This window comes from Embleya sp. NPDC050493, from assembly GCF_044458105.1.
In the GTDB taxonomy this organism is placed as follows: domain Bacteria; phylum Actinomycetota; class Actinomycetes; order Streptomycetales; family Streptomycetaceae; genus Embleya.
This window is the reverse complement of record NZ_JBITHP010000034.1, coordinates 15,206-41,882: the sequence shown is the minus strand read 5'-3', so window position 1 is coordinate 41,882 and position 26,677 is coordinate 15,206. Positions and strand designations below refer to the sequence as shown.

26 protein-coding genes and 1 pseudogene are annotated in these 26,677 nt (G+C 72.1%); 18 read left to right on the top strand and 9 right to left on the bottom strand.

Annotated features, from left to right (window positions below; all coding sequences use genetic code 11):
* Positions 1–858 carry a class I SAM-dependent methyltransferase gene (locus ACIBM5_RS40520; protein WP_396011695.1) on the bottom strand — a complete coding sequence of 286 codons (858 nt, stop codon included), beginning with the start codon at positions 856–858 and terminating at the stop codon, positions 1–3.
* 75 nt (positions 859–933) lie between these two features.
* On the opposite strand from ACIBM5_RS40520, the gene ACIBM5_RS40515 reads away from it, so the two are divergent.
* Positions 934–1,542, top strand: coding sequence for a TetR/AcrR family transcriptional regulator (locus ACIBM5_RS40515; protein ID WP_396011694.1), 609 nt, complete (start codon positions 934–936; stop codon positions 1,540–1,542).
* An 87-nt stretch (positions 1,543–1,629) separates the two neighbouring features.
* Here the strand turns inward: ACIBM5_RS40515 and ACIBM5_RS40510 are convergent, their stop codons facing one another.
* The gene (locus tag ACIBM5_RS40510; RefSeq protein WP_396011693.1) at positions 1,630–1,995 is read right to left on the bottom strand and encodes a hypothetical protein; all 366 of its coding nucleotides are present in this window, start codon (positions 1,993–1,995) and stop codon (positions 1,630–1,632) included.
* A 269-nt stretch (positions 1,996–2,264) separates the two neighbouring features.
* Positions 2,265–3,131 carry a class I SAM-dependent methyltransferase gene (locus tag ACIBM5_RS40505; RefSeq protein ID WP_396011692.1) on the bottom strand — a complete coding sequence of 289 codons (867 nt, stop codon included), beginning with the start codon at positions 3,129–3,131 and terminating at the stop codon, positions 2,265–2,267.
* A 330-nt stretch (positions 3,132–3,461) separates the two neighbouring features.
* On the opposite strand from ACIBM5_RS40505, the gene ACIBM5_RS40500 reads away from it, so the two are divergent.
* Positions 3,462–3,839, top strand: a complete 378-nt coding sequence (locus tag ACIBM5_RS40500; protein ID WP_396011691.1) for a hypothetical protein — start codon at positions 3,462–3,464, stop codon at positions 3,837–3,839.
* A gap of 102 nt (positions 3,840–3,941) precedes the next feature.
* Here the strand turns inward: ACIBM5_RS40500 and ACIBM5_RS40495 are convergent, their stop codons facing one another.
* Together ACIBM5_RS40495 and ACIBM5_RS40490 are read right to left on the bottom strand one after the other, a co-directional pair.
* On the bottom strand, positions 3,942–4,757 hold the full coding sequence (locus ACIBM5_RS40495) for a class I SAM-dependent methyltransferase (RefSeq protein ID WP_396011690.1): 816 nt from the start codon (positions 4,755–4,757) through the stop codon (positions 3,942–3,944).
* Positions 4,758–4,889: 132 nt separating this feature from the next.
* Positions 4,890–5,885, bottom strand: a complete 996-nt coding sequence (locus tag ACIBM5_RS40490; protein WP_396011689.1) for an EamA family transporter — start codon at positions 5,883–5,885, stop codon at positions 4,890–4,892.
* A 103-nt stretch (positions 5,886–5,988) separates the two neighbouring features.
* Between ACIBM5_RS40490 and ACIBM5_RS40485 the strand changes: the two genes are divergently transcribed.
* Both ACIBM5_RS40485 and ACIBM5_RS40480 read left to right on the top strand, forming a co-directional pair.
* Positions 5,989–6,501, top strand: a complete 513-nt coding sequence (locus ACIBM5_RS40485) for an Lrp/AsnC family transcriptional regulator (protein WP_396011688.1) — start codon at positions 5,989–5,991, stop codon at positions 6,499–6,501.
* A 324-nt stretch (positions 6,502–6,825) separates the two neighbouring features.
* Positions 6,826–7,806 (top strand): universal stress protein, encoded by a 981-nt coding sequence (locus ACIBM5_RS40480; RefSeq protein ID WP_396011687.1) that lies wholly within the window; start codon positions 6,826–6,828, stop codon positions 7,804–7,806.
* Between the two features lie 161 nt (positions 7,807–7,967).
* Here ACIBM5_RS40480 and ACIBM5_RS40475 read toward each other — a convergent pair whose 3' ends face one another.
* Positions 7,968–8,240, bottom strand: a complete 273-nt coding sequence (locus ACIBM5_RS40475; protein ID WP_396011686.1) for a hypothetical protein — start codon at positions 8,238–8,240, stop codon at positions 7,968–7,970.
* Between the two features lie 400 nt (positions 8,241–8,640).
* On the opposite strand from ACIBM5_RS40475, the gene ACIBM5_RS40470 reads away from it, so the two are divergent.
* From ACIBM5_RS40470 to ACIBM5_RS40460, 3 genes are all read left to right on the top strand, one after another.
* Entirely contained in the window at positions 8,641–10,062 is a 1,422-nt protein-coding gene (locus ACIBM5_RS40470) for an alpha/beta fold hydrolase (RefSeq protein ID WP_396011685.1), read from the top strand.
* 192 nt (positions 10,063–10,254) lie between these two features.
* A complete protein-coding gene (locus ACIBM5_RS40465) occupies positions 10,255–11,037 on the top strand; it encodes an SAM-dependent methyltransferase (protein ID WP_396011684.1) in 783 nt (260 codons plus the stop codon).
* 191 nt (positions 11,038–11,228) lie between these two features.
* Entirely contained in the window at positions 11,229–12,008 is a 780-nt protein-coding gene (locus ACIBM5_RS40460) for a tRNA-dependent cyclodipeptide synthase (protein WP_396011683.1), read from the top strand.
* 122 nt (positions 12,009–12,130) lie between these two features.
* Here ACIBM5_RS40460 and ACIBM5_RS40455 read toward each other — a convergent pair.
* Positions 12,131–13,152, bottom strand: a pseudogene (locus ACIBM5_RS40455) (FAD-dependent oxidoreductase); the annotation flags it as partial.
* A 445-nt stretch (positions 13,153–13,597) separates the two neighbouring features.
* Here ACIBM5_RS40455 and ACIBM5_RS40450 point away from each other — a divergent pair.
* Positions 13,598–14,725, top strand: a complete 1,128-nt coding sequence (locus ACIBM5_RS40450) for a glycosyltransferase family 4 protein (protein ID WP_396011682.1) — start codon at positions 13,598–13,600, stop codon at positions 14,723–14,725.
* Between the two features lie 195 nt (positions 14,726–14,920).
* Here the strand turns inward: ACIBM5_RS40450 and ACIBM5_RS40445 are convergent, their stop codons facing one another.
* Positions 14,921–15,418: an Asp23/Gls24 family envelope stress response protein gene (locus ACIBM5_RS40445; RefSeq protein WP_396011681.1), complete on the bottom strand. Its 498-nt coding sequence runs from the start codon at positions 15,416–15,418 to the stop codon at positions 14,921–14,923.
* Positions 15,419–15,637: 219 nt separating this feature from the next.
* Between ACIBM5_RS40445 and ACIBM5_RS40440 the strand changes: the two genes are divergently transcribed.
* The 10 genes from ACIBM5_RS40440 (at position 15,638) to ACIBM5_RS40395 (ending at position 25,004) form a co-directional block, all read left to right on the top strand.
* Positions 15,638–16,054, top strand: coding sequence for a cupin domain-containing protein (locus tag ACIBM5_RS40440; protein ID WP_391589525.1), 417 nt, complete (start codon positions 15,638–15,640; stop codon positions 16,052–16,054).
* Entirely contained in the window at positions 16,051–17,319 is a 1,269-nt protein-coding gene (locus ACIBM5_RS40435) for a beta-ketoacyl-[acyl-carrier-protein] synthase family protein (RefSeq protein ID WP_396011680.1), read from the top strand. Before ACIBM5_RS40440 ends, ACIBM5_RS40435 begins: the two co-directional genes overlap by 4 nt.
* Positions 17,316–18,572 carry a beta-ketoacyl synthase N-terminal-like domain-containing protein gene (locus ACIBM5_RS40430; protein ID WP_396011679.1) on the top strand — a complete coding sequence of 419 codons (1,257 nt, stop codon included), beginning with the start codon at positions 17,316–17,318 and terminating at the stop codon, positions 18,570–18,572. Before ACIBM5_RS40435 ends, ACIBM5_RS40430 begins: the two co-directional genes overlap by 4 nt.
* Positions 18,573–18,611: 39 nt before the next feature.
* A complete protein-coding gene (locus ACIBM5_RS40425; protein ID WP_396011678.1) occupies positions 18,612–18,866 on the top strand; it encodes an acyl carrier protein in 255 nt (84 codons plus the stop codon).
* Between the two features lies 1 nt (position 18,867).
* Entirely contained in the window at positions 18,868–19,350 is a 483-nt protein-coding gene (locus ACIBM5_RS40420) for an SRPBCC family protein (RefSeq protein ID WP_396011677.1), read from the top strand.
* 106 nt (positions 19,351–19,456) lie between these two features.
* Positions 19,457–19,789 (top strand): TcmI family type II polyketide cyclase, encoded by a 333-nt coding sequence (locus tag ACIBM5_RS40415; RefSeq protein ID WP_391589530.1) that lies wholly within the window; start codon positions 19,457–19,459, stop codon positions 19,787–19,789.
* Between the two features lie 167 nt (positions 19,790–19,956).
* The gene (gene accA, locus ACIBM5_RS40410) at positions 19,957–21,840 is read left to right on the top strand and encodes an acetyl-CoA carboxylase carboxyl transferase subunit alpha (protein ID WP_396011676.1); all 1,884 of its coding nucleotides are present in this window, start codon (positions 19,957–19,959) and stop codon (positions 21,838–21,840) included.
* Entirely contained in the window at positions 21,837–22,493 is a 657-nt protein-coding gene (locus ACIBM5_RS40405) for an acetyl-CoA carboxylase biotin carboxyl carrier protein (RefSeq protein ID WP_396011675.1), read from the top strand. Before accA ends, ACIBM5_RS40405 begins: the two co-directional genes overlap by 4 nt.
* A gap of 21 nt (positions 22,494–22,514) precedes the next feature.
* Positions 22,515–23,906 (top strand): acetyl/propionyl/methylcrotonyl-CoA carboxylase subunit alpha, encoded by a 1,392-nt coding sequence (locus tag ACIBM5_RS40400; protein WP_396011674.1) that lies wholly within the window; start codon positions 22,515–22,517, stop codon positions 23,904–23,906.
* Positions 23,907–23,966: 60 nt separating this feature from the next.
* Positions 23,967–25,004 carry a nitrous oxide reductase family maturation protein NosD gene (locus ACIBM5_RS40395; protein ID WP_396011673.1) on the top strand — a complete coding sequence of 346 codons (1,038 nt, stop codon included), beginning with the start codon at positions 23,967–23,969 and terminating at the stop codon, positions 25,002–25,004.
* 47 nt (positions 25,005–25,051) lie between these two features.
* Here the strand turns inward: ACIBM5_RS40395 and ACIBM5_RS40390 are convergent, their stop codons facing one another.
* Complete coding sequence (locus ACIBM5_RS40390) at positions 25,052–26,524, bottom strand: multicopper oxidase family protein (RefSeq protein WP_396011672.1); 1,473 nt, start codon at positions 26,522–26,524, stop codon at positions 25,052–25,054.
* Positions 26,525–26,677: the final 153 nt, after the last annotated feature.

Here is a 26,677-nt window from a genome sequence, read left to right as displayed (position 1 = left end):
TCAGCCGCCGGGGTGGGCAATGTTCGGGTTCGTGACGGGGCTTCGTGTCGCGGTGACGGTCATTGTCGTGTATCGCATCGTGAAGCTGCCGCCGAGCGTGTCGAGGGCTGCTCCGATGCCCTCCGACACCTGCGCCATCGTGGCCGGCGGGAGACTGGTGAAGGCGCCCAGGGTGGGCATCTGGTCCAGCCATACGTCTCGGGAGTAGGACCACTCCCAGTCGTATCGCCACTGCTCCGGTTCGCCGAATCCGCCGACCCGGCGGATGCCGTCGGCCGCCCGGGCGGACATCGCCCGGTAGGCGTCCAGGGGTTCCTTCGTCATCGCCTCGATGTCGAACGGCGCGTCGGGCAGGGCCCGCCGACAGACGTCGACGATGGCATCCGCCACGTCGGGCGGAAACCCGAACACGTTCCAGAACAGCGCCAACACGCCTCCCGGGCGCAGCACCCGGGCTGCCTTGGCCGCACCCGCGACCGGGTCGATCCAGTGCCAGGCCTGGCCGGCGACGACGGCGTCGAACTCCCGGCCGTTCGGGTCCCATTCCTCGAAGGCGGCCTCCTCGATCTCGCTGCCGAGTCCTCGTGCCAACTCGGCCATCCGCGGGTCGGGTTCGACGCCGAGCACCCGGCAGCCGAGTGCCTGGAACTGTCGGGCGGCGATGCCGGTGCCGCAGCCGACGTCGAGCACGTCCGGGCCGGGAGCGGCTGCGCCGATCCGCCGCACCATGGCGTCCGGATAGCGCGGTCTGGCCCGATCGTAGCGTTCGGCATCCGCGCCGAACGACCGTGCGACTGCCCGGTGTTCGGCCGGCTCGGGTTCAGGGAGAGGGGCTCGCCCCGATGGTATGGTGGGCATGTGCCCACTATGAGTGGGCGGTCGCCCACTCGTCAACCGGGTGGGCCGGAGAACCGATCGAACGAGGGATGCACGGTGCCGACAGGCGTAGCCATCCGCGACGCGCGCGAGCAGCTGTTCGACGCCGCCGAACGTGTCCTGCTCCGAGCCGGACCGAGCGCGCTGACCAGCCGGTCGGTGACCACCGAGGCGGGCTGCGCCAAAGGCGTCCTGCACCGGCACTTCGCCGACTTCGACGACTTCCTCGCCGAACTCGTGCGCAACCGCATCACCCTGCTCGACGCCCGGGCCGCCGTCCTGTACGACGCCGCCGGCACCGGCACCGTCGCCGACAATCTCACCGAGGTCCTGCGGGACCTGTTCGGATCCGTCGCCGTGGCGATCGTCGGCCTGATCACCTCCCGGGACGACCTGCGCGCCCGTCTCCGCCGCACCACCCCGGCAGGCATCCCCATCCTGACCGAAGCCGCCGCCGCAATCGCCGCCTACCTCACCGCCGAACGCGCCCTGGGCCGCATCACGGCCGACGCCGACGTCGACACCCTCGCTCCCACCCTGATCGGGACCGGCCACATGCTCTTCGCCGACCGCAAGGCCACCCCACCGGAGGCGGCAACCGTCCACAGGGTCGTCACCGCAGTCGTCGCCGGCGTCGTAACCCGACCGGGCACGCCGAATCGGTGATCGCACGAGCGCGTCCCACAGTGCCGCCGGCTGATCCGCGCGTCACCCGTTCTCGACCAGCGAGGCGGCCGGAGCAGCGGCGACGGATCAACCCATCGTGGCCTTGACGTGGTCGATCACCTCGGTGAATTCCGCCGTCGGCGAGAAGTCCACGTACTCACAGTCCTCGAGCGCGTCCGGCACGTGACCGGGTTCCCAGTAGAACGCCTGGCCGGCCTCGTAGACGTCGGCCCCGTCCTTGGTCCGCATCCGCAGCCGCCCCTTGAGCAGGTAACCCCAGTGGGCACACTGGCACATGTCGTCGGGCAGGCCCTTGAGGCCCGGCCCCATGTCGGTGCCCTGCGGGAGTCGCACGAATGCGACGGACATGCCGCCGCCGACGTCGCGTGTGCGTAGTTCGACGCCGTTGCCCTGGATCGCGACTGGTGTGTCGTCGCGGGTCGTTGCGGTCATGGCTCCTCCATGGGCCGGTCCGGACCGGATCGGATCCATGGCATGGGTCCACGGGCCGCCGCGCGGACCGCGGAGATCCGGTGTGGCCCTTCCAGCGTGACACCGGCCGCGGGTGTGTGCAGCACCGCCGACTCCACCCGACCGAGCCGCCGGCCGCTTCCCGAGCGGCATCGGGCCGGACAGCGCCGGCCCCGGCCGGATCGAACGAGGCCGGTCGGGGTTCGCAGGCATCGGCTACGGACCCGGACCCGGCACCTGCGGCGGGCGGCTCACTCGTCCGCCGCGGGTGCCGGATCGGCGGGCCCCTTCCACCGGACGAAGACCTCGGTGCTCGGCAGGCGTTCGGAGAATCGGCCCGATGGGGACGCCTGCCACAGCAGGCGACGCAGGTCCGCCTCGAAGTCGCCGAGGCGCCTCCCGAACAGGTGCGGAGCCGAGTACGACATCGAGAACACCCCGGCGACCACGTCGTCGCAGGTGCGTTCGAGCGCCTGCCCGCCGGGAACGACGAGGCGCCGACACCGAGCGAAGCCCGCCCGGGCGTACACCTCCGCCTCACCGCCGGGCGTTCCGTGTCGCAGTACCCCGCGGCCGGCGCGTCGGACCGGTCCCAGATGCTGCTCGACCAGCTCGCCGATCGCCACGTACGGCACGGCCGGGTGCGGCAGGCCGTCGACGGTGCGCGGCTCCGTCTTCAGGTCGCAGATGTGTACCAGTGCGCCGTCGGGCGTGAGCATGTCCCGGATCGTGGCCGCCACCCGGTCGCGATCCATCCAGTGGAACGACCGGGCGAAGGTCGCGACGGTGAACACGCCCAGCCCGGCGGGCAGTTCCTCGGCCCGCGCCCGCACCCATCGCGTCTTCGCGGCAACTCCGTGGTCGCCGGCATCGCGACGGGCCCGGGCGATCATCCCGCCGTCCGGGTCCACGCCGACAATCTCGTGGAACAGGTGTGCCAGGCTCAGGGCGACCGTGCCTGGCCCGCATCCCACGTCGATGAGCCGGCCCCGCCCGTCGAGCCGTAACGCCTCGGCGAGCGCATCCGCCAACCCGGGCGCGTAAGGAAGGCGCCCGCGTCGGTAGTACTCGGCCGTACCCGCGAACAAGGTCTCGTCCCACTCCCAACCGGCCTCCACGCCGACCCACCTCCCTTCGCCCAACACGCAACCGAAGACACGAGCCGGGAACACGTACACGGGAACGCGTAACCGGGAACGCGTACACGGGAACTCATACACGGAAGACATGCACGGGAACACCTGCACGGTGACATATGCGGCGACCCGTGCATGCGACGACAGCACGGCGACGCGCGCACAGCGACGACGCAGCGCGCCGGGCGCCGGGCGTTGGGCGCCGAGTCGGCGTGACCGTGTGTGCCCCGCGGCAGTTGACAGGGAATGAGTCGCAAGAGTCGGGTGCGTGGCGGGCGTGTGGCGGTTCCGGGGCCCATGGTGGCGGCCGAGGTGCCGTCGTTCACGCGGGGCGTGGTGTTCCGCGAGCGGATCGAGGTGGTGGGCGACCGGGTGTTCCCGGCGACGCACCGATTCGACCTCGAAGGCACGCCGCTGGATGTCGACGCCGCCAAGGCGCTGTGGGCGCTGGGCCACGGGCTGATCCCGGCCAGGACCGAACGCGCGACGGCCGCCGTGGTGTTGATGTGCCTGAACACCCAACCGCTGCTGCTGCCGGGCGAGGAGGAGTCGCCGGCCGACGTGGACGCCGTACTCGACGTCGCCCGCCGCCTGGTCGCGGTCGGCGCCGTCGGCCACCACGACGAGCGCGGCGGCTACCTCGTCCCCCGCTACCACGTCCCGGCAGCCTTCCGCGGCACGACCCACTGAGTACCCCCGGCCCGACGGCATCCGCAAAGACCACCGGCGCCGCCGCAGCCCTCGGCGGCCCGGTCCGCAGCAGGCGCGCCTCGGCCCGCTGCGCTTCGGCCGCTACGCCTTCGTCGCGCGCAGGGAGTAGATCAGCGGAACGCGCGGGTGGCCTACCGGAAAGCGATAGATGCCCTCGTTCCGGTCCAGGACCGGGAAGCGGGCGAAAAGCGAGAAGTCGTGTTCGTGCAGGAACTCCAGGCGCAGGCCGGCGGCGGTCAGGGCGCTGACCACGTCGCCGATGCCGTGTTGCCACTCGATCGTGACGTTCGCGGAGGTCGGCGCGGCCATGTCGGCATAGGTGCCCGACTCGTCCCACATCCGCGCGTCGCGGCGGAAGTAGTCCGACTCGACGGTGCGGCCGTCCTCGGCCAGGACGTCGGCGAACGGATGGAACTCGGCCAGGTACAGGAAGCCGCCCGGTGCGATCAACGCCGCCACCGTACGGGCCCAGTGGTCGACGTCCGGGAGCCAGCACAGCGCGCCCAGTCCGGTGTAGACGATGTCGAAGGTCCGGCCTTGGAGGGTGTCGACGGCGTCGTACAGGTCCGAGGTGACGAATCGGGCCGTGTCGATCCCGATCCGCGTGGCGAGGTCGGTTGCCGCGGCCACGGCCGGTTCGGAGAAGTCCAAGCCGGTGACGGTGGCGCCGCGGCGGGCCCACGCCAGGGTGTCCTGGCCGAAGTGGCATTGCAGGTGGAGCAATGTCCGGCCGGCCACGTCGCCCACCTCGGCGACCTCGAAGTCGCGCAGCGATTCCTTGCCCGCGACGAAACCGTCGACGTCGTAGAACTCGCTTGCCGTGTGGATCGGGACCCGCTCGTCCCAGTTGGCCCGGTTGACCGCGCGCCAATCCGCCGATGCGGAGATCTCCGTCATGACGGGCACGCTAACCGGCCGCCGGACAGCCATCAATCGATATACGGCTCGGCCGCTCCCGGCCACCCGCCCCCGGGCCCGAGTGCGGGCCCCACGGCGCCGCGCCGCGTCCCGCACACGTCGCGCCCCGTGTCATCGGGCCCGCTCGACCCCGGCGGTCTCCTCGGCCGGCTTCGGGATCCCGGCCGGTGTGCCGCCCCCGCCGGTGTCCGCGGGCTCGGAGGTCGGCGTGGCCGGGCGGGAGCCGCGCGAGCGGGTGGCGACGATCAGGGCCACCGACGCGACGATGATCGCGCCACCGAGGTAGACGTTCAAACCCACCGACTCGCCCGCGATCGCGGCGCCGAGCAGCACCGCGATGACCGGGTTGACGTACGCGTAGGTCGCCACCGTGTCGTTGGGCAGCACGGTGTTGACGTACAGATACGCGCTGAACGCGACGATCGAACCCGCGAAGACGAGCCAGGTCAGGCCCAGCCACGAGGCAGTCGAGATGTCGGCCACGTGCAGCCGGCCGAACTCGCCGCGCAGCGCGGCCAGGACGAGCAGGGCCACGCCCGCCGTGATCATCTCCAGCGAGGCGACCACGAGCGGGTGCCTGGGCAGCGGCGCGGTCCGCGCGTACACCGACCCGGCCGCCCACAACACGCACGCGATCAGCACCATCACCGTGCCGCCCGCATGCACGTCACCGCCCGGACCACCGACCAGGACACCGATCCCGACGGTGCCCAGGAGCAGGGCCAGCAGGACCGGGCCCGACACGCGCGTCCTGGTCACCAGCGCGTTGATCAGCACCATCCACACCGGCACCGTGGCCACGATCAGCGCGGCGAAGCCCGAGTCGAGGTGTTGTTCGCCCAGGCTCACCAGGCCGTTGCCGCCGACCAGGAGCAGGCCGCCGATGATCGCCGCCGAACGCAGGTGCGGCCAGGTCGGTCGCTGCGCGCCGCGCGCGTGCCGGGGGCCGACGACCGCGAACATGAGCAGGCCGGCGGTCAGGAACCTGGCGCCGGCCGCGAGCAGCGGCGGGATCGTCTCGATCGCGTACCGGATGCCCAGATACGTCGAACCCCACAGGATCCAGACGGTCACGAGCGCGACCCATGGCAACAGTCGATCCCTCATTAGAGGAGTCAAAGCCATCCCTGTACCTCAGTAAGTTAAGTGGAACTGGCTGCTAGCCTTTTTTAGAGTAGATCCATCTCATTCGCAGAAACAAGGGGATTCGATGACGCGGCCGCTGGACGACATCGACCGGGCACTGCTTCGCGCGCTGAGCAACGACGGACGGCGGACCGTACGCGCGCTCGCCAAATCGGTGGACCTGTCCGAGCCGGCGGTCCGCGATCGCCTCCAGCGGCTGGAGCGCGACGAGGTGATCACCGGCTACCACGCGGCCTTCGCGCCGGAGGCGGTCGAGGCGGGCACTGCCGCGTTCATCGCGTTGCGCTTCGACGCCGGCAAGGCGGCCCGCGACCAGGTGGAGGCGGCGATCCGCCGCGAGCCGGCCGTCCTGGAGGCGCACGAGGTCGCCGGCGAGGACTGCTTCTGGATCAAGGTCCGGGTCGCCTCGACGGCCGACCTGGCCGACACGCTCGACCGCATCCGGGCGGTCCCGGTGATCCGGGGCACCGGAACCACGATCGTGCTGCGCACGGTGTTCGAACGACCGCTGCTGTCGGCCGACTCCGCCGGGGCCGACGCTTCGCCACCGGAAGCCGACGAGCGCTCGGAGGCGTGACCCGAGGGACCCGAGGGACCCGAGGGACCCGGGGTGCCTGGGGTATCCGGGGTGCCCGAGCTGTTCAAGGTGCCTGGGGTGTTCAAGGTGCATGGGGTGTTCGAGGTGTCTGAGATACCCGAGGTAGCGGAGTGCCGGAGGCGCCGGGGTACGCAACGCGAATCCGGTGCGCATCGCGCCCGTCGTCGCGCCCGTCGTCGCGTCCGAAGACCTCCCCGGAGGTGCCCCGAAGTCTTCCGGGCGCGGCACGGAGGCGCTCGCGGAGAGACAGTGGAAGGCAGCACCGCAATCGAGGCGGATTCCCCAGGGTGATCGGGAGCTGTCATGACAACCGGACGACGGCCCGTGGTGGCCGGAGTGGAGAATTCGGCGGCGGGCCTGCTCGCCGTCGGCTGGGCCGCGGACGAGGCCGTACGACACGGGCTGCCACTGCGGCTCGTGCACGCGTCGGAATGGCCGGCCGCGCCGGCGGGAGCGGAGGCCCCGCAGCGGGCGGCCCGGCACGACGGCCGATTGCACACCGCGCACGCGTTCGACTGGACCGCAGTCGACACGTATCACGAGGCCGGGGCCGGGGCGACCGTCCAGCGGCCCAGTTGGGCCGACCGGCGCCGGGTGGCCGACGAGGCGTTGTTGGAGAGGGCGCGGGTTGTGGCGACCACCGGCAGGGCGGGGCTGGAGGTGAGCCTGGCGACCGTCGAGGGCAGCCCGGTGGACGTGTTGCGCGGCGAGGCGCCCGACGCGGCCATGCTCGTGCTCGGCTCGCGCCGGTTGTCGGCGCTGGCGGAACTGTTCACCACGGGCAGCATCGCCGTCCCGGTCAGCGCGCATGCGCCGTGTCCGGTGGCGGTGGTGCGCGGTCCCGAACCCGCTGCGGGTGTGCCGCCGACGGTGGTGGTCGGCGTCGACGGCTCGGCCGGCTCCGAGCCGGCCGTCGGCTACGCCTTCCAGACCGCCGCGCTGCGCGGCGCGGCCCTGCGGGCCGTCCAGGTACGCCCGCCGACGCCGGACATGGTCGCCGCGTTCGGCAGCGAGTCCGAGGTGGAGGAGTCGGTGATCCGCCTGAGCGAGACGCTCGCCGGGTGGGGTGAGAAGTATCCGGAGGTACCGGTGGAGCGCGTCACCGTCCTCGGCCACCGGGTCCGCGGACTCGCCGACGCCGCTCAGGACGCCCTGTGCCTGGTGGTCGGCTCCCGAGGAGTGGGCGGCTTCCGCGGCATGCTCCTCGGCTCGGTCACCCATGGTCTGATCCACCACGCGCCGGGGCCGCTGGTGATCGTTCCTCGGCAGGAGGGCACGAGGTGACGGTGCCGATGGCTGCGCACATCGAGGCGCGCCCGGCGCCCTGGTGACGGTCCACGGTTCACGCCTCCGCCGACGGCGTGACGCGGGACCGTGGCCGGCGCTCCGGGCGGCGGACGGGTGATTAGGGGCGGTTGCGATGGTGATGGCGGCGGCGGCCTCCCTCAGGCCGCCGCGTACGCGCAGGCCCGTTGGGCGATCGTGACCGGTACGCCCTCGACCCCCGTGAGCAGGCTTCGGCAGGCCGACACGCCGGACGGACCGTTGTTGCCGTATTGGCATGCGGTGCCGATGATCATCGAGTTGTAGCCCTCCACCGCGAGGTAGGCCACGCAGGCGGACGGGGTGGCGTGGGCAGTCGGCGCGGCTGCGGCGAGACCGCCCAGGGTGAGCGCCAGGGTGCCGGTTGTCGCGGCGATGCGACGGGACATGCGCATGGGTCACCTGCTTCTTTCGGTCACGGACACGAACAAAGCGGCGCCGCCCGCGCGTTCGGGCGGCCGACACGGGCCGACCCCACACCGGTCCGCCCGCCACCGTAGGGCGATCCTCGGTTCCGGACAAGCCTTGTGAACGTGCCCCATGTCGGCCGAAATCCGCGCCTCGTTCGCCTGGTTCGCCTCGTTCGCCTCATCCGCCCACGTCACGTCCTTCGCCTACTTCCCGGGAAGCACGCGTGCGCGGCCGGCATGCCTCCCACGGAGGCCACGGAAAGCCTCCTCGGGTCGGACGCGGGGACGACGGCCCGCGGGCGAGAGTTGTCCGGGTAAGGAACGACCACCCGGGGCGCCCGGTCCGACGGGGAAGGCGCTTCCATCCACCAACGGGGCACACGCTTTGGACCACGCGACAACCGACGACAAGACGGGCGACGACCCGAACCACGACCAGGAACGGAGTGCGGACGACCATGAGGCAGACGAGCACGAAGCGAACGAGCGGGAAGCAAACAGGCACCCGGCGAAGGAGCACGAGGCGAACGACCACAAGCGCGAGGCCGATGCGCACGCGGCAGACGAGCGCGGGACACACGAGCACGAGCCGGACGCACATGCCGCGGGTGGCCGATCCGCAGTGGCCGGCGCGGATCCCGATGCCGCCGACACCGCCGTGGCGGTCCCCGACGAAGGCGGCAACGCGGGCAAGGGTGGTCGGGTGGGCATGGACGGCCGGGAGAGCGATCAGGCCGCCGCCCCGACCGAGGCGGGCGGAGGAGGCGGATCCGGCGCAGCGGCCGAGAAATCCGCAACTCCCGTCCCCGACAAGCCACCACGGTCGCGGCTGCGGCGCTGGACCCGCCGAATCGCACTGACCTGTGCCATGACGCTGGTCGCCGTGACGGTCGCGTCCTTCACCTACAACGCGTTCACCGACGACCGCGCCGCACCACCCTCGGGGCTGACCTACGTACAGGCGGCCGACATACGCACGCGCTACCAGACGTGGGGCACGTCCGGGTCGCCGGTCGTCCTGGTGCACGGCGCCTTCGAATCGGTCGACACGTGGTCGCGGCTGGCTCCGCTGCTGGCGCGCAACCATCGGGTCTATGCCCTCGACCTCACCGGCTACGGGTACAGCGAACGGCGCGGCCCCTACACGGTCGACCACCTGACCCGCCAACTCCTGGGCTTCCTCGACGCCATGCATCTGGGCGGTCCGGACGAACGGCCGGTGCTGGTGGGCCACTCCAGCGGCGCGGCGATGGTCGCCGAGGCCACACTGCGCGCGCCCGAGCGGATCGGCGGCGTGATGCTCCTGGACGGCGACGCGCTCGACACCGGCGCCGGCCCCCCGGCCGCGCTCCAATACGTGCTCATCGATCCGTTCCGCACCAGCCTGCTGCGGATCGGGCTCGGCACGGACTGGCTGATCCGCAAGGTCTACGGCGCACAATGCGGCCCCGGGTGTCCCAGGCTCGACAAGGCCGGTGTCGACGAATGGCGGCGCCCCTTCCGGGTGGCGGGTGCCGAGGGCGCGCTGTGGAGCATGCTCGGAGAGGGCGTACTGGGCATCTCCGCCGAGCGGTTGGCCCGCCTGCACGACGTGCGGGTGCCCAAGTCGGTGGTCTTCGGCGCCGACGACGATGTCTTCGACGACGAAACCCCCACCGACACCGCCACCCGCATCGGCGCGCCGGCGCCGACCATGATCCCCAAGTCCCGCCATCTGCCCATGATTTCCGCTCCCGCAGCAGTCGCCTCCGCCGTCGACGCGCTGATAGCCCCGCCACCCGCCATACCCGCCGGTCCCTCCGGTTGAGCCCCGGGAGGCGGCGACCGCGGCTCGCGCCGGCCTCCGGCCGCCCACCCGCGGTCGAATGTCGCATGCAATGGGGACGAAAGCATCGGCCCGGTTGTCCGATCCCCGACCCGCTTATACGTTCCATGGATGCACGCCAGGACGCGAACTGATCCCAGCGCGTCACCAGTTGGAAGGCAGGAGTGGCCGACGATGGTTCAGGTGGACACGACGGTTCCGCATTCGGCTCGGATGTACGACTACGTCCTGGGCGGCAAGGACAACTACCTCGCCGACCGCGAAGCGGCCGAGGAAGCCCTGAAGGTGTGGCCCGAGCTGTGGACGAGCATGCGGGTCAACCGGGCGGTGATGCGGCGCATGGCGCACTGGCTGGTCACCGAGGGCGGCATCCGCCAGTTTCTCGACATCGGTACCGGCATCCCCACGTCGCCGAATCTGCACGAGGTCGTGCAGGACGCCGCGCCCGAGTCGCACGTGGTCTACGTGGACAACGACCCCATCGTGCTCGTGCACGCCCGCGCCCTGCTCTCCAGTTCCCCGGAGGGCCGAACCGCCTACGTCGAGGCCGACATGCGCGATCCCGACCAATTGTTCTCGACCCCCGAGCTGCGCGAGACCCTGGACCTCGACCAACCGGTAGGGGTGACGGTGATCGCGATGTTGCAGTTCGTCGAGGACGCCGCCGGGCTGATCGAGAAGTTGACGGCGCCGCTCGCGCCGGGCAGCTACCTGGCGATCACCGCGGCGACGGCGGACCTGGCGGTCGGCTCCACCGCGCTGGCCGAGGTGTACACGCGCCGGGGCGTACCGATGTACCTGCGCTCCCGCAGCGAGTTGGAGGCCCTGTTCGCCGAACGGTGCGACCTCGTCGACCCGGGCGTGGTCCCCATGCAGCACTGGCGCCCCACCGCCGACGAGCCACCGGTCGGCGTCGAGCACACCAACATGTTCGCCGGCATCGGCCGCATCCGCTGACCCGCGTGCCGCCGCCCGCGACCGAGCGAATCGACGCGACCGACTCGGCGGCGTCCAAGCCGCGCCCGACACGACGACCGCGGCCGACCGGTCCCGGGCACGCTGCGTGCCGGCGGTGGGCCCGGAATGGGTCGATTCGGTGGTGTGTTTTGGCGATGGAATCATGGAGGGAACGCTAAGGAGTCGATCGCATGGGATTCATGGTGTGGCCGTGCACGCTCGGTAGCCGAAGCGTCCTCGAGCGGGCGGAGCACGTACTGATCGGGCTCAGCCCCTGGAACAGCTACTACAAGCCCCGCAGGGTCGAGGCCCTGGTGCAGTGGGCCTGCGCGAACTTCGTCAGGGTCGACGTCTTCGTCCCCGGAGACGAGGCCGCGCATACGCTGACCGCGGCCGGCGTCCAGCCCTCGGAGGCCGTCCGCCGCGCCCGGTACGCCGTCGGCCGGTTGCGCAGCCCCGCCCGACGCGGCCTGCGCAACGCGGGTGTGGCCGACCCGGAACACCATCTGCACACCTGGACGCAGTTGTCCGAACGCCCCGCGTACCAGCACTCGCTGAAGCGCGTGCGCGACGCCTACCACACCGACCAGGCGGTGCGCGGTGCCTGTCGCCGCACCGCGCGCGGAGCGGTCCGGCGGGTCGCCGGGCAGGAGCCGACCGAGGAGCAGATAGACCACGCCGTGGGCTACGCCCTCGCCGAGTTGCCGCTGGTCCTGGACGGACCGGCGATATTCGGGACCGCGTCGTCCCTGTTCGTCTACCACCGGGAGATGGATCTCCTGGCGCCGTTCATCAACGGCGAGTCCGCCCGGCTTCGTCCCGCGCCCGGCCAGGGATACGCCGTGGTGCGACCGCCCGACCAGGACGCCATGCCCGCGTCGCTCTCCCGGCCGTGGCCCGAGGGCCGAGCCACCCCGCCGGCGGGCGACTACTCCACCGGCTCGCCCCCGAATCCGCTGCTCCGCCCCTGACCCCGGGCCTGTGCCGCACTACAGCACCGCAACCGCACGACACCGCCGCACCGTCCGTAGCAGGCCCGTAGCGCGCTTCCCGATGCCACCCGGGCGCGGTCCCGCCCGGCCCGAAGCCGGTGCTACCCGATTCCGGCGAACAGCGCGATCAGGCCGTGCGGCGTGTCGTCGCCGAAGAGGGGCTCGTGGAGCCGAGCGCCCTCGGTGGCGGCGGCTGCGCTGCGCGGGAACCTGGCCTGCTCGTATGCGGTGAGCGCGGCCTCGACGTCGTCGGGGTGTGCGGCGAGGGCCTTGCCCGGTTCGGCACCGTCGAGCATGGCCGGGTTGGCGCCTTCATCATCCGGAGCCGAGACGTGGGCGACATCGCCGAGCAGGGTCACCCCCGGCACCCGATCCCAGCGGTGTGCGATCGGCAGACCGTTCAGGGAACGCAGGACCGGCGCGGTGTCACTGTCGGTGATCAACGCGGTGAGTTCCGGTGTCCAGCCGTCGAACTCCCGCGCTGTCCGCGCCGTGCCCGCGGCGGCATCGGTGAAATCGACGGTGGCGAACCAGGTGGCGAACCAGTCCTGCGGCTTGGAGAGCACCACGTAGGTGCGGAGGGTGTCGTCCGTCTCCCGGTGGGCCTGGGTCGCCTTGCCCGGCGCGAGCGCGGGCAACGAACCGCCGCCGACCGCCTTCGCGGCGGCCGGATACCGGCCGGATACCGGGTGTCGGCGTCGAACAGAAAGGTCTCGACGAACGACCTGCCGACGTACTCGGGTGTGGCGTCGGAGAGCAGCGGCCGGCCCCGTGACCAGGCGCCGTCCGCGCCGACCGGCAGGCTCGTGACGACGGTGCTCGGCGAAGGTCACCTCGTGGCGGCCCGCGCCGAGGGCATGGGCGCCGCCGACCTTGCGACCCCACCGGACGGTCCCGTCCGGGAGCGAGTCGAGCAGGATCCGGCGCAGCTCGCCGCGTTGTACCTCGGGCGGGCGCGTGCCGTCGTCGGGCTGGTCGAACAGGACGGTCCCGTCCGGGGCGAGGACCCGTGTCGTCCCGCCGGAATGAGGCCGCGGAACGCGTCCGTCAGGTCCGCCGCCCGGAGAGCCGGTTGGCCGGTGTCGTCGTGGATGTCGAGCATCCCGCCCTGCGAACGGGCCGTGACCGCCGGACTCGGGCACTCCGCCGAACCGCCCGAGTCCGGCTCGAAGTTGAACCATTCCTCCCGGTCCGCCCGTTTCGATGGCATGAGACCAACGGGCGGGCGCGGCACGGGCCCTGCCCCGCCGGCGGTTCGGGAGCGGAGCCCGACCCCGGGCCGCTCCTCCCGGCCGGCCGCCGACACACCGGTCGGCGCCGTGGCCCGGGTCTTGTTTTCCGCAGGCGTCGACCATAGATTCCGGCCGCCGCAGACAATGCGCTCGAACCGTCGGGCGACCGCACCGAAATCGGCTCTCGCCTCCCCCGGCGCCCGAGAAGGGACATCCTCGTATAACGGGGGCGCGACACTGCGGCGGCCGTGCACCAGGGGGGCGACGATCGGGGTCAGGGGGACGCCGCGCGGGCAGGGGGGCGCGGAGGGGCGCGGGTCGCTACGGGTATTGCTCGTGGTGGACGACCTGCGCATCGGCGGCGCGCAGCGGCAAGTCGCGGGATTGGCGGGCGCGTTGGCGGCCTGTGGACACACGGTGGTGCTGGCGTGCACCGAGGACGGACCGGCCGGCGCCGAACTCGCCGCCGCGGGCGTGTCGGTCGTGGTGCTGGGCAGGCGCCGGGTGGCCCGCCTGGTCAGCCCGATGCTGGCGCTGCGGATCGCGCGACTGGCCCGGGTGGGCCGATTCGACGTGGTCCACGCACACGTGCACGCCGCCACGATGGCCGCGGCCCTCGCCGGCCGCCTCGCCCGTGTCCCGGTGGTGGTGACCGAGCACAGCATGGCCTCCTGGCGCGGTCCCCTGGCCCGCGCCTACAGCCGCCCCCTGTACCGCCGATGCGCACTGATCCTGGCCGTCTCGGAGCAGATCGCCGACCGGCTGCGCCGGGTCGACGGGGTTCCCGCGGCGCGGGTCCGGGTGGTGGGCACCGCCGTGTTCGGCGGCCCGCCGGCGGCGCCCGCGTACCGGCGCGATGCGCCCGTGACGGTCGGGGTGGTCGGGCGGTTGGAGCCGGAGAAGGGGGTGGAGTTCTTCCTGCGCGCCGCCGCCCGGCTCGTGGATCGGCATCCCGGGGTGGCCTTCACCGTCGTGGGCGACGGCCGACTGCGTGAAGACCTGCACGCGTTGGCACGGCACTTGCGACTCGGGGACCGTGTGCGCTTCCGGGGGATGCGGACGGACGGCCCGGCGGCGGTGGCCGCCTTGGACATCCTGTGCGTCCCGTCCCTGACCGAGGGTGCCCCGCTGGTCGTCCTGGAGGCGATGGCCGCGGGTGTACCGGTGATCGCCACCACCGTCGGCGCCATCCCGCACCAACTGGGCCTCGGCCACGCGGGCGTCCTGGTCGAACCCGCCGACGTGACCGCCCTGACCCGAGCCCTCGACAGCCTCCTGACCCACCCGCGCGAACGCCGACGCCTGGGCCGAACCGGCCGCCGGCACCTGACCGGCCTCGCGAACGCGAACACGGTGACCGACGCGGTCTGCACCGCCTACCGCGACGCACTCCACCACCCGGGCGACCCAAGCGACCCGAACCGCCGAGACGGCCACGACGGCCATGACAGCCACGACGGCTGAACGAACGGGCGGCTCGGCGCGACGACACCGCCCGCACCGAGCCGCCACCCCGCCCGGCGCGCCCACGCCCGACGTCGACGGCCAGGCGGGATCCCACGCCGGCCAAACACCACGGCCGACCCGGCTCGGAAGCGCCTCCCCGCCCCGAACCGCGCCCACCCACCGGCCCGTTGCGGGACGTACCGGCGTTCAGGCCTATTCGACCCGAGCCGACACGTGCGAGTCCCGGTCGGGCAGGTGGATGTCGTCCACGGCCACGTTCACCTCGACCACTTCGAGACCGGTCATCCGCTCGACGGTGTCGATGACGTGCCCGCGCACCGCCTCGCCCAGTTCGGCAATCGGCACGCCGTACTCCACCACCAGGTTCAGATCGAGGGCGCACTGCCGCTCCCCGACCTCGACACTCACGCCGTGCGCCACGTTCGGCCGACCGCCCGGAACCCGCTGCCGCACCGCGTCCAACGCTCGCGTCATCGAACCGCCCAGCGCATACACACCCTCGATCTCCCGGGCGGCCACCCCGGTGATCTTCGCGACCACGCCGTCGGCGATCGCGGTACGACCGCGCATTCCCGCGGCCGGCAACACCGGTTGCGGCGAACGATCCGGCCCACCCGGCACGAGTTGCGCCCCATCGCCGGCATACGGCGACACCGCCACCGTGTCCGTCACGTCCCTCGGATCAACCATCACACGCGACCCTTCCTCGGCTTCGGCCCGCACCCACCGTTCACAGGCACTGTGCCCGGCCGTCTGCCCGACACGGCCATGCTCAACCCTGCCGAAGGGGATCATCCCGGTTTCGCCCAACTCCATTGCAGTGCGGCGGACTTGCCCACACGCACGGCGGGGCCCGCCCCCCCCGGGGGGGCGCGGGGGGCCCCCCCCCGCCACTTGGAGGTGGCACACATGACCACGCAGACCGTACGCATCGTCAACGTCGACGAGATCGAGCCCAACCGGCGCCGGGGCGGTGACCTGCGGGTCACGCTCGGGCCGGCGACGGTGGGATCCACCAGCGGCTTCATGGGCCTGGCCATCATCGAGCCCGGCGACATGATCGGCGAGCACTACCACCCGTACTCCGAGGAGTTCATCCACGTCGTCACCGGGGCCCTGGAGGTCGACCTGGACGGCGTCACCTACGAACTCCAGCCCGACCAGGGCCTGATGGTGCCCAAGAACATGCGGCACCGGTTCCGCAACGTCGGCCGGGTGCAGGCGCGCATGGTCTTCCAACTCGCCCCGTTGGCGCCCCGACCGGAACTGGGGCACGTCGACACGGAGGGGATCGAGCCCGCCGAGACCGTGGGCGTCGACTCTTGAGGCGCCGGGTGGCGGTCACCGGCGTCGGCGTCGTGGCGCCCGGCGGCGTGGGTGTCACCGCGTTCTGGGACATGCTGATGGCCGGCCGTACGGCGACCCGCGGCATCACCTTCTTCGACCCCACCGGCTTCCGCTCCCGGATCGCCGCCGAATGCGACTTCGACCCGATCGCCTGCGGCGTCGATCGGAACCGGGTCGAGCGCGCGGACCGCTACGTGCAGTTCGCGCTCGCGGCGGCGGCCGAGGCGATGGGGGATTGCGGTCTGGACCGGGACGCGGAGGATCCCTGGCGGTTCGGCGTCTCGCTCGGCACCGCCGTGGGTGGCACCACTCGGCTCGAACACGACTATGTCGCGGTCAGCGGCTCGGGCCGAAACTGGGCGGTGGACCCCGACCGGGCCGACCCGTTCCTGCACCGGGCATTCTCCCCGAGCTCCCTGGCCTCCGAGGTGGCCGAGGAGTTCGACGCCCGCGGCCCGGTGCAGACCGTGTCCACCGGCTGTACGTCCGGCCTCGACGCGATCGGGTACGCCGCGCACGCGATCGAGGAGGGCCGGGCCGACGTCTACCTGGCGGGCGCCTCGGACTCGCCGATCTCGCCGATCACGGTCGCCTGTTTCGACGCGATCAAGGCGACCTCGACCCGCAACGACGACCCGGCACACGCCTCCCGGCCGTTCGACGCGGACCGGGACGGCTTCGTCCTGGGCGAGGGCGCCGCGGTACTCGTGCTGGAGGAGCTCGAACACGCCCGGCGCCGCGGTGCACACGTGTACTGCGAGGTCGGCGGCTTCGCCACCCGGGGCAACGCGCACCACATGACCGGCCTGACCCGCGAGGGCCTGGAGATGTCCGAGGCGATCGACCGTGCACTGGCGGACGCGCGAGTCGAGCCCACCGCCATCGACTACGTCAACGCGCACGGCTCGGGCACCAAGCAGAACGACCGCCACGAGACGGCGGCGGTCAAGCGCTCACTGGGCGAGCACGCGTACCGGACCCCGATGAGTTCGATCAAGTCCATGGTGGGCCACTCGCTCGGCGCGATCGGCGCGATCGAACTGGCCGCGTGCGCCCTGGCGATGGAACACAAGGCGGTGCCGCCCACGGCGAACTACCAGACCCCGGACCCCGAGTGCGACCTCGACTACGTGCCGGGGACGGCCCGGCCGATGGCTCTGCACACGGTCTTGTCGGTGGGCAGCGGGTTCGGCGGATTCCAGTCCGCCGTGGTGCTGGACCGCCGGGAAAGGAGACCCCGGTGAACATCTCCGCACCCAGACGCACCGTGGTGACGGGTGTCGGCGTCGTCGCACCCAACGGCATCGGTGCCGACGTGTTCTGGAAGGCCACCCGCGAGGGCCTGTGCGTCCTGGACCGGATCACCCGCGAGGGTTGCGGCGATCTCCCGTTGGCGATCGCCGGCGAGGTGCGCGACTTCGACCCGGCCGCGGTGGTCGAGGAGCGCTTCCTGGTCCAGACCGACCGTTTCACGCACTTCGCGATGGTCGCCGCGGATCAGGCACTGGCCGACGCCGCGCTCGGCCCGATGCCCACGTTCGGCGTCGGGGTGACCACCGCGAGTTGCTCCGGCGGCGGCGAGTTCGGCCAGCGCGAGCTGCAGAACCTGTGGGGGCAGGGACCCGGCTTCGTCGGGCCCTACCAGTCCATCGCCTGGTTCTACGCCGCCACCACCGGCCAGATCTCCATCCGCGGCGGCTTCAAGGGGCCGTGCGCGGTGCTGGCCAACGACGAGGCCGGCGGGCTGGACGCCCTCGCGCACGCGGCCCGCACCATCAGCCGCGGCACGAACGCCGTCGTGGTCGGCGCGGCGGAGGCCCCGCTGGCGCCGTACTCGATGGTGTGCCAGCTCGGCTACGACGCGCTCAGCCTGGCCCGCGAACCCGGGCAGGCGTACCTGCCGTTCACCTCGACCGCGTGCGGATTCGCCCCCGCCGAGGGCGGCGCGATGTTCGTCGTCGAGGAGGCGGCCGCGGCGCACCGGCGCGGCGCCCGGATCCGGGCCGAAGTGGCCGGGCACGGCGCGACGTTCACCGGCACCTCGGGCTGGGAACCCTCCCGGCACGGCCTCGCCCGGGCGATCCGCGACGCGCTCGCCGAGGCCGAATGCGCCCCGCAGGACATCGACGTGGTCTTCGCGGACGCCCTCGGGGTGCGCGAGGCCGACCACGCCGAAGTACTGGCCCTGTCCGACGCGTTGGGCGCACACGCCGCCCGGGTGCCGGTGACCGCCCCCAAAGCGGGCATCGGCCGCGCGTACTGCGGCGCACCCGTCCTGGACTGCGCCGCCGCGATCCTGGCCATGGAACACGGCGTACTGCCGCCTACTCCGGGCGTCTTCGACGTCTGCCACGACCTGGATCTGGTCACCGGCCGGGCCCGAGCCGCCGAACTGCGCACCGCCCTGGTGCTCAGTAGGGGCCTGATGGGCCACAACGCGGCACTGGTGCTGCGCCGCGGCGAAGGCCGGCCCGGCACGCCCTTCCCGACCGCGTAGCGGTCCCCCGCAAGGAAGCACGGAAGAAGGAAGCCTGCGATGAACGGACCCCTCACCTACGAAGAACTCGCCGCGCTGATGAAGACCTGCGCCGGCGTCACCGCCGATCCGGAACGGATGAGCCTGCCGGGGTCGACGTTCGAGGAATTCGGACTCGACTCGCTGGGGCTGCTCGGGATCGTCTCCGAACTGGAGCGGCGCTACCAATTCCCGCTCGGCGCGGACGTGGACCAGTGCAAGACCCCGCGCGAGTTCCTGGAAACCACCAACTCCCAACTCACCTCCGGAGTGTGACATGGCCGGCCATACCGACAACGACATCGTCATCTCGGCCCCGTTCGACCTGATCTGGGACATGACCAACGACGTGGAGCACTGGACGGACCTGTTCAGCGAATACGCGTCGGTGGAGATCCTCTCGCGCGAGGACGCCAAGGTCACCTTCCGGCTGACCATGCACCCGGACAAGGACGGCAAGGTCTGGAGCTGGGTCTCCGAGCGCGAGGCCGACCGCGACGCCCGCACGGTGTGGGCCCGCCGGGTGGAGACCGGGCCGTTCGCGCACATGCACATCCGCTGGGAGTACCACGAGGTCCCCGACGGTGTGCGGATGCGCTGGGTGCAGGACTTCGCGATGAAGGAGACCGCCCCGGTCGACGACGCGTGGATGACGGACAACATCAACCGCAACTCGCGCGTGCAACTGGAGCTGATCCGGGACCGCATCCAGGAGCGGGCCCGCGAGATGGGCGTCGCGCCCACCGCCCGCACCTGGTGACCGTCGCGCCGCCGCCGGTCCGTCCGACGACGGCGCCTCCGCCGGCGGGACCGCATCCCGCGGTCCCGCCGGTCATCGACCGACAGACCGGGAAGGACCACCGCACATGCACCGCACCCTGATCGTGGCCCGGATGAAGCCCGATTCGGCACCCCGGATCGCGGACATCTTCGCCTCGTCCGACACCGGTGAACTCCCGCACCTCGTGGGGGTCACCGGCCGCAGTCTGTTCCAGTTCGGCGACCTGTACCTGCATCTGATCGAGGCCGACCGCCCGCCCGGGCCGGCCGTCGCCAAGGTCGCCGGGCACCCGCAGTTCCGCGACATCAGCGAGCGGCTGGCCGTGCACGTGAACGCCTACGACCCGAAGACCTGGCGGTCGCCGCAGGACGCGATGGCCCGCGAGTTCTACCGCTGGGAGCGGGACGCACAGGCATAACGCGAACGTGGCGTCGTGGTGCGGTCGTTCCGATCCCGGGCGCACGAACGCGCCCGGTCCGGGCTCGCGTTCGTCGAGCTCCCTGCGTCCAAGGCGCCGCTGCGTCCAAGGCCGCTCCGTCCTGGGCCTTCTCGTTCGAGGCCCCTTCGTCCAAGGACTCCGAAGCCATGATCGAGACCGACCTCGGGCTCACCGTCCACGCCCGACCCGACTGGGTCAAGTGCGGGCGCTGCGCCGAACTCGTATACGGCAAACGCTTCACCCGGGATCTGCGGGTGTGCCCCGACTGCGGTGACCACGCCCGACTCACGGCCCGGCAACGACTGGACCAACTCCTCGACCCCGGTTCGCAGACACCGCTGACCGCCGGCCCCACCCCGCACGACCCGCTGGGCTTCGTGGACTCGCGCCCGTACCCGGAACGTCTGGCCGAGGCGCGTGCCGCGGCGGGCATGGACGAGGCGGTCCTGTGCGCGCGGGGCACGATCCACGACCGGTCGGTCGTGGTGGCCGCGATGGACTTCCGCTTCCTGGGCGGCAGCCTGGGCTGCGCCGTCGGCGCGCTGATCACCGAGGCCGCGAACGAGAGCCTGCGCACCCGTACTCCGCTGCTGCTGGTCACCGCCTCGGGCGGAGCCCGGATGCAGGAGGGCGTGCTCTCGCTCATGCAGATGGCCAAGACCGCGCACGCCCTGGCGGAGTTGGACGAGGCCGGCGTTCTGGTGGTGTCGCTGATCACCGACCCCACCTACGGCGGGGTGGCGGCCTCCTTCGCCACACTGGCCGACGTCATCCTGATCGAACCGGGTGCGCGGATGGGCTTCGCCGGTCCCCGGGTGATCGAGCACACCATCGGTGAACGCCTGCCCGCCGGTTTCCAGACCGCCGAATTCCTGCTCGAACACGGGATGGTCGACGCGATCGCACCCCGAGCGGCGCTGCGCGCGACGATCCGACACTTCCTCGGCCTGGACGAACCGCGCGAGGCGCGTCCGGAGGAGTCGCGGGCCGAGCCGGTCGCGCAGATGCCGGCCGTGGTGGGGGCGGCCGTCGGCGGGTCGGCGGTGAACGGGCTTGCGGCGAACGGGCTCGGGCCGAACGAGGCCGTGGCAAGCGGGCTCGCGGCGAATGGGCTGAACGGGCGTTCCGCCAACGGTCACACCGCCAATGGTCGCACTGCCAACGGCCACGCAGCCGACGGCCACGCCGTGAACGGGAGGCCGGACGAGGGTGACCCGTGGGAGGCGGTCCGGCTGGCCCGGCACCCCGGGCGACCCACCACCCTGGACTACGCCGGCCGACTCCTGGACGACTTCCACGAGTTGCACGGCGACCGGATCGGCGCGGACTGCCCCGCGGTGGTCGGCGGCATCGGCCGGCTCGACGGCCTGCCGGTGATGCTGATCGGTCACCAAAAGGGCGGCGACAACCTCGCCGAACGCCAACACCGCAAGTTCGGCATGGCCACCCCGGCGGGCTTTCGCAAGGCCGCCCGGCTGATGCGGCTCGCCGCCAAACTGGGCCTGCCGGTACTCACCCTGGTGGACACACCCGGCGCCAACCCCGGACCGGACGCCGAGCGGGACGGCCAGGCCGTCGCCATCGCGGAGAACCTGCGCCTGATGGCCCGACTGCCCACCCCGATCGTCACGGTGATCACCGGCGAGGGAGGCAGCGGCGGCGCCCTCGCGCTCGCGGTCGCCGATCGGGTACTGATCGGAGAGCACGGCGTCTACTCGGTGATCAGCCCCGAAGGCTGTGCGGCCATCCTGTGGAAGGACCCCGCGGCGGCGCCCGCCGCCGCGGCCGCGCTGCGCATGCGCCCGCGGGAACTGCTGCGCCTGGGTGTGGTCGACGCGATCGTGCCCGAGCCGCCCGGCGGTGCGCACACCGACCCGGGCCGGGCCGCCGCACTGCTGCGCGCCGCACTGATCCCGGTGGTCGACGAGTTGCGAGCGCTGGACAAGACCCGGCTCCTGCGCGAACGCGGAGACCGATTCCGGAGCTTCGGCGCCGCGCCGGATGCCCGTGCCGAAGGAAGTGCGTCATGACCCCACACCCCGGAACCCCCGAAGCGCGCGACGCGCACGTCGACGACCACGTCAACCACCACTCCGGTTACGCGGACGAGCGGTGGGTCAAGCCGCTGAACCCCGCACACGCCACGCAACCGCACCCTCAGCCGCACGCACAACCGGCCGACGGGCCGCAGCACGCGCGCAGCGCGCCGAACCCGCCGCGCTGGATCCGGTTGACGTGCGGCGACACCAGCATCGAGATCGAGTGGCCCGAATCCGCCGCGCCCGGCCCGGTGCCGGTGGCCTCCGGCGCACCCGCCGCGCCGCAGGTCGAGCAGCCGGTCGCGGCGGAAAGCGCACGCCGGTTCGTCCGCGCCCCGACGGTCGGCACCTTCTACCACGCGCCCGAGGTGGGCGCGAAGCCCTTCGTCAGCGTCGGCGACACCGTCCGCCCCGGCCAGACGGTGGGGATCCTGGAGATCATGAAGATGATGAACACCATCACCGCGGACGTGTCCGGGCGGGTGGTGGAGGTGCTGGTGCCGGATGCGCAATCGGTGGAGTACCAGGAGCCGTTGATCGCGATCGAACCGCGCGCGGCCGGCCACGATGGGGGCACCGACCACGACGGTGGGCCCGAAGACCGTTCCGGGACGGGCCGCGGCGGCCCGCACACCCGGCACTGACGACGACCGAGGTGGTCCAGCGTGTTCTCGACCGTGCTCATCGCCAACCGAGGCGAAATCGCCCTGCGGGTGGCTCGCACCTGCCGCGAACTCGGCATCCGCAGCGTGGCCGTGTACTCGACCGCGGACCGCGATTCCGCCGTGGTGCGCTTCGCCGACGAGGCCGTGCACATCGGTCCCCCACCCGCCAGATCCAGCTATCTCAACATGCCGGCCATCATCGAGGCGGCCCGGCGCACCGGCGCGGAGGCGATCCACCCGGGTTACGGATTCCTGTCCGAGGACCCCGACTTCGCGGAGATCTGCGAGGCGAACGGGATCACCTTCATCGGGCCGCCGCCGCACGTGATGCAGCGGCTCGGCGACAAGAGCGAGGCGCGCGCGGTGATGGCCGCCGCCGGGCTGCCCGTCCTGCCGGGCAGCGACGGCCCGTTGGCCTCGCCGGCCGAGGCGGTCGAGATCGCCGCCCGGATCGGCTACCCGGTGATCCTCAAGGCGGTCGCGGGCGGTGGCGGTCGCGGTATGAGCGTGGTGCGCGACCCGGACGAGCTGGTCTGGGCCTACCAGGACACCCGGGCGCATGCGCGGGCCGTGTTCGGGGACGAACGGCTCTACCTGGAGCGCTACATCGACGACGCGCGGCACGTCGAGGTCCAGGTGTTGTGCGACCGGCACGGCGGCGCGGTCCACCTCGGCGAGCGGGACTGCTCGGTGCAGCGTCGGCATCAGAAGCTGGTCGAGGAGTCGCCGGCCCCGCACCTGCCGACCGAGGTGCGCGACGCGATGTGTGCGGCGGCGCTGCGCGGTGCGTCCGCCGTCGGCTACGTGGGCGCCGGCACCTTCGAGTTCGTGGTCACCCCGGAGCACCGGTTCCACCTCTTGGAGATCAACTGCCGGATCCAGGTGGAGCACCCGGTGACCGAGATGGTCACCGGCGTCGACATCGTGCGCGAACAGCTCACCATCGCCGCCGGTGCGCCGCTGACGTTCACTCAGCAGGACGTGGTGCCACGGGGGGTGGCGATCGAGTGCCGGGTCAACGCCGAGGACCCGTCCCGCGGGTTCGCGCCGACGCCCGGTCGGCTCACCGAGTTCGTGCCGCCCGGCGGCCCGTGCGTACGGATCGACACGCACGCCTATCAGGGATGGACCGTGGGCCCCGACTACGACTCGCTGCTCGCCAAGGCGATCGTCTGGGCGCCGGATCGGGACCGGGCCATCGCGCGCGCCGAGCGGGCGCTGGGCGAGTTCCGGGTGGCCGGCGGCGGCGTGCACACCACGCTGGGTTTCCTGCGTCGAGTGCTCGCGCACCCGGTGTTTCAGGCCGGGAGGCACACCACCGGCCTGGTCGACACGATGACCGCGGACACCGTGGAAGTCGCCCCGGCCGCGGTGCCCGAACCCGTTTCCTGAACCGAACCCCCCGTTTTCCCGTTCCGTTCCCCCCTCTCCCGTGAAGGCAGAACCACGCTCATGCACGCACAACGCCTGCTTCCCCTTGCCTGTGCCACCTTCCTGACCGCGCTGGGCTCGGTCCTGGCCCCGGCCGCGCAAGCCGAGACCCGGCACGTGGTCCATCCCGGCGAATCGATCCAAGCGGCCGTGGACGCGGCCGCGCCCGGCGACATCATCGAGGTGTTGCCCGGCGAGTACCCCGGCAGCGTGCTGATCGGCACGGACCGCGTGACGATCCGCGGCGCGGGCGAGCGCACCGTGATCACCCCGGGCGAACCGGACGCGGCGAACGCGTGCGCGGCGGCCGGTCACGGGATCTGTGTGTTCGGCACCGCGGAGCACCCGGTGTCCGACGTGCGGATCCAATCGCTGACGGTCACCGGCTTCACCAAGACCGGCGTGATGGGCAGTGCCACCGAACACATGCGGGTGCGACGCGTGTTCGCGCACGACAACGGCGAGCACGGGATCGGCCAGGAACAGTCCACCCGGGCCGAGTTCACCGACAACACCACCGACGACAACGCCCAGGCGGGTCTGTTCCTGGCCGACACCGCGGATGCGATGGGCGCGAGCATCGCCCGCAACCACGCCTCGGGCAACCGGTTGGGCGTGTTGATCCGACGCGGGCGCGCGTTGACGATCGAGTACAACGAACTCACCGGGAACTGCGCCGGCGTGTTCGTGGTGGGCGACGAAACGAAGCCGGTGGCCGGGGCGTTGGACATCCGCCGCAATCGCATCGACGAGAACAACAAGTTCTGCGAGGGCAATCCGCGACTGGCCTTCATCCAGGGGTCGGGCATCGTGCTCACCGGCGCCCAGGAGACGCGGGTGAGCGACAATCAGGTCCGGGACAACCGGGGCGAGTCACCGATGTCGGGTGGCATCGTGATGGTGCCCAGCTTCGCCGGCGGTCCGACCACGAACAACGTGGTCCGGGACAACGTCGTGCAGCGCAACGAACCGGCGGACCTGGCGAACCGGGACGCCGCGGCGGTCAACACGTTCACGGCGAACGTGTGCGGACGGTCGGAGCCGGCCGGCCACTGCTGACCGACCCCGACGTCCGTCGGCCGCACCACACGCGACGGCGACCCGGGTCAGCCCGGCCCCGACATGCCCGGCATGTCGGGGCCGGCGGGCGGGGTCTCGCCGTAGCCGAAGGTCGCCATCATGCCCAACTCGCTGTGATAGAGGTTGTGGCAGTGCAGCATCCACTCGCCGGGGTTCTCGGCGAGCACGTCCACGGTGACGCTCTCCCGTGGACGCACCATCACGGTGTCCTTGCGCGGACCGCGACCCCTGGCGCCCCGCACCTGGAAGGTGTGGCCGTGCAGGTGGACCGGGTGCCACATGCGGGTCGTATTGGTGAAGGACAACCGGACCCGCTCGCCGAGTTCGACCGGCACCCGCAGCGGGGGCGAGTCGAACGCGGAGCTCGTGCCGAGGGTCCACCCGGTTCCGTCGCGGCCGCGGCCCAGCACGAGATCCACGCCGCGCGCCGGCGTGTCACCCAGATCGACCGAGGGGTCGGCGACCAGGTCGGCCAGGGTGAGCAGGCGGCCGCGCAACTCGGACACGGCGACCGAGGCCGACGGCGCCTCGCCCGCCGAGGTGCGCAGCACGGCGAACGCCCGGGCGTTCTTGCCCTCGGCGGCGGCCACCAACGGGAACACCCCGTCGGCCAGGGTGACCAGCACGTCGTAGCGCTCGCCCATCCCGATCAGCAGCGTGTCCACGGTGACCGGCAACACCGGGTATCCGTCGGTATGGGTGACGGTCAGCTCGTGCCCGCCCAGTGCGACCCGGAACGCGGTGTCCGCCCCGGCGTTGATCAGGCGCAGCCGGATGCGGCGTCCGGGGGTCTCGGTGAACACCTCGGGGGCCTCCGGGGTGCGGCCGTTGACGAGGTAGTGCGGGTAGTCGATGTGGCCGGCGACCCCGCCGAGCAGGGTGCTGTGCATGGTCTGCACCGGCCCGGTGCGGATGAGGTCCAGCGCCGCGTCCGGGTCGGTGCCGGTGCCGTCGATCCAGTCGTCGAGGACGACGATCCACTCCGCGTCGTAGCCGAGTGGCTCGGCCGGGTCCTCCACCACGAGCGCTCCGTAGGCCGCGCGGTCGAGTTGGGTGCCCACGTGCGAGTGGTAGAAGTACGTGCCCGGATCGGGCGCGGTGAAGCGGTAGTCGAAGACGTCGCCCGGTGCCACCGCGACCTGGCTGAGCCCGGGGGCGCCGTCCATCGTGGGATCGATCCGTACGCCGTGCCAGTGCACCGTGGTGTCCTGCGGCAGGTTGTTGTGCAACCGGGCGGACACCGTGCCACCGGCGGTGACCCGGATCTCCGGGCCGGGCACCCGGTCGGCGTAGCCCCACGTGTGCACGGTGCGCGAACCCAGGTCGACCGTCACCGGCGCCGCGTCGAGCGACACGGCGGTGTCCGCGACCGGGAGCGCGGGTCGCGGTGCGGCGGACCCGGTGCCGAGCAGTGCCCCGGGGCCGCCGGCGAGCAGGGCGGCGGTACCGGCCGAACCGAACAGGAGGGCGCGGCGGGTCGGGTGGGAGGGGACAGGCACGATGCGGCCCTGCTTCCTGGGGTCGGCTTGCGATGGGGCTTCGCCCGCCGGGTGGCACCGGCGCGGTTCGGCGACCAGTACCCCCCGCCCCGACACGCCGAACCCGCCGCGTCGCCCCGGCATTCCGCCCGCACCGGCGGCGTGCCGCCACCC

What these genes read in the sequence shown, in the direction of transcription:
- ACIBM5_RS40460 (WP_396011683.1), top strand. Translation starts at nt 11,229, where the DNA reads ATGGGATTCATGGTGTGGCCGTGCACGCTCGGTAGCCGAAGCGTCCTC.
- ACIBM5_RS40415 (WP_391589530.1), top strand. Translation starts at nt 19,457, where the DNA reads ATGCACCGCACCCTGATCGTGGCCCGGATGAAGCCCGATTCGGCACCC.
- ACIBM5_RS40480 (WP_396011687.1), top strand. Translation starts at nt 6,826, where the DNA reads ATGACAACCGGACGACGGCCCGTGGTGGCCGGAGTGGAGAATTCGGCG.
- ACIBM5_RS40520 (WP_396011695.1), bottom strand. Translation starts at nt 858, where the DNA reads ATGCCCACCATACCATCGGGGCGAGCCCCTCTCCCTGAACCCGAGCCG.
- ACIBM5_RS40395 (WP_396011673.1), top strand. Translation starts at nt 23,967, where the DNA reads ATGCACGCACAACGCCTGCTTCCCCTTGCCTGTGCCACCTTCCTGACC.
- accA (WP_396011676.1), top strand. Translation starts at nt 19,957, where the DNA reads ATGATCGAGACCGACCTCGGGCTCACCGTCCACGCCCGACCCGACTGG.
- ACIBM5_RS40485 (WP_396011688.1), top strand. Translation starts at nt 5,989, where the DNA reads ATGACGCGGCCGCTGGACGACATCGACCGGGCACTGCTTCGCGCGCTG.
- ACIBM5_RS40405 (WP_396011675.1), top strand. Translation starts at nt 21,837, where the DNA reads ATGACCCCACACCCCGGAACCCCCGAAGCGCGCGACGCGCACGTCGAC.
- ACIBM5_RS40445 (WP_396011681.1), bottom strand. Translation starts at nt 15,418, where the DNA reads ATGGTTGATCCGAGGGACGTGACGGACACGGTGGCGGTGTCGCCGTAT.
- ACIBM5_RS40440 (WP_391589525.1), top strand. Translation starts at nt 15,638, where the DNA reads ATGACCACGCAGACCGTACGCATCGTCAACGTCGACGAGATCGAGCCC.
- ACIBM5_RS40495 (WP_396011690.1), bottom strand. Translation starts at nt 4,757, where the DNA reads ATGACGGAGATCTCCGCATCGGCGGATTGGCGCGCGGTCAACCGGGCC.
- ACIBM5_RS40510 (WP_396011693.1), bottom strand. Translation starts at nt 1,995, where the DNA reads ATGACCGCAACGACCCGCGACGACACACCAGTCGCGATCCAGGGCAAC.
- ACIBM5_RS40425 (WP_396011678.1), top strand. Translation starts at nt 18,612, where the DNA reads ATGAACGGACCCCTCACCTACGAAGAACTCGCCGCGCTGATGAAGACC.
- ACIBM5_RS40420 (WP_396011677.1), top strand. Translation starts at nt 18,868, where the DNA reads ATGGCCGGCCATACCGACAACGACATCGTCATCTCGGCCCCGTTCGAC.
- ACIBM5_RS40490 (WP_396011689.1), bottom strand. Translation starts at nt 5,885, where the DNA reads ATGAGGGATCGACTGTTGCCATGGGTCGCGCTCGTGACCGTCTGGATC.
- ACIBM5_RS40475 (WP_396011686.1), bottom strand. Translation starts at nt 8,240, where the DNA reads ATGCGCATGTCCCGTCGCATCGCCGCGACAACCGGCACCCTGGCGCTC.
- ACIBM5_RS40465 (WP_396011684.1), top strand. Translation starts at nt 10,255, where the DNA reads ATGGTTCAGGTGGACACGACGGTTCCGCATTCGGCTCGGATGTACGAC.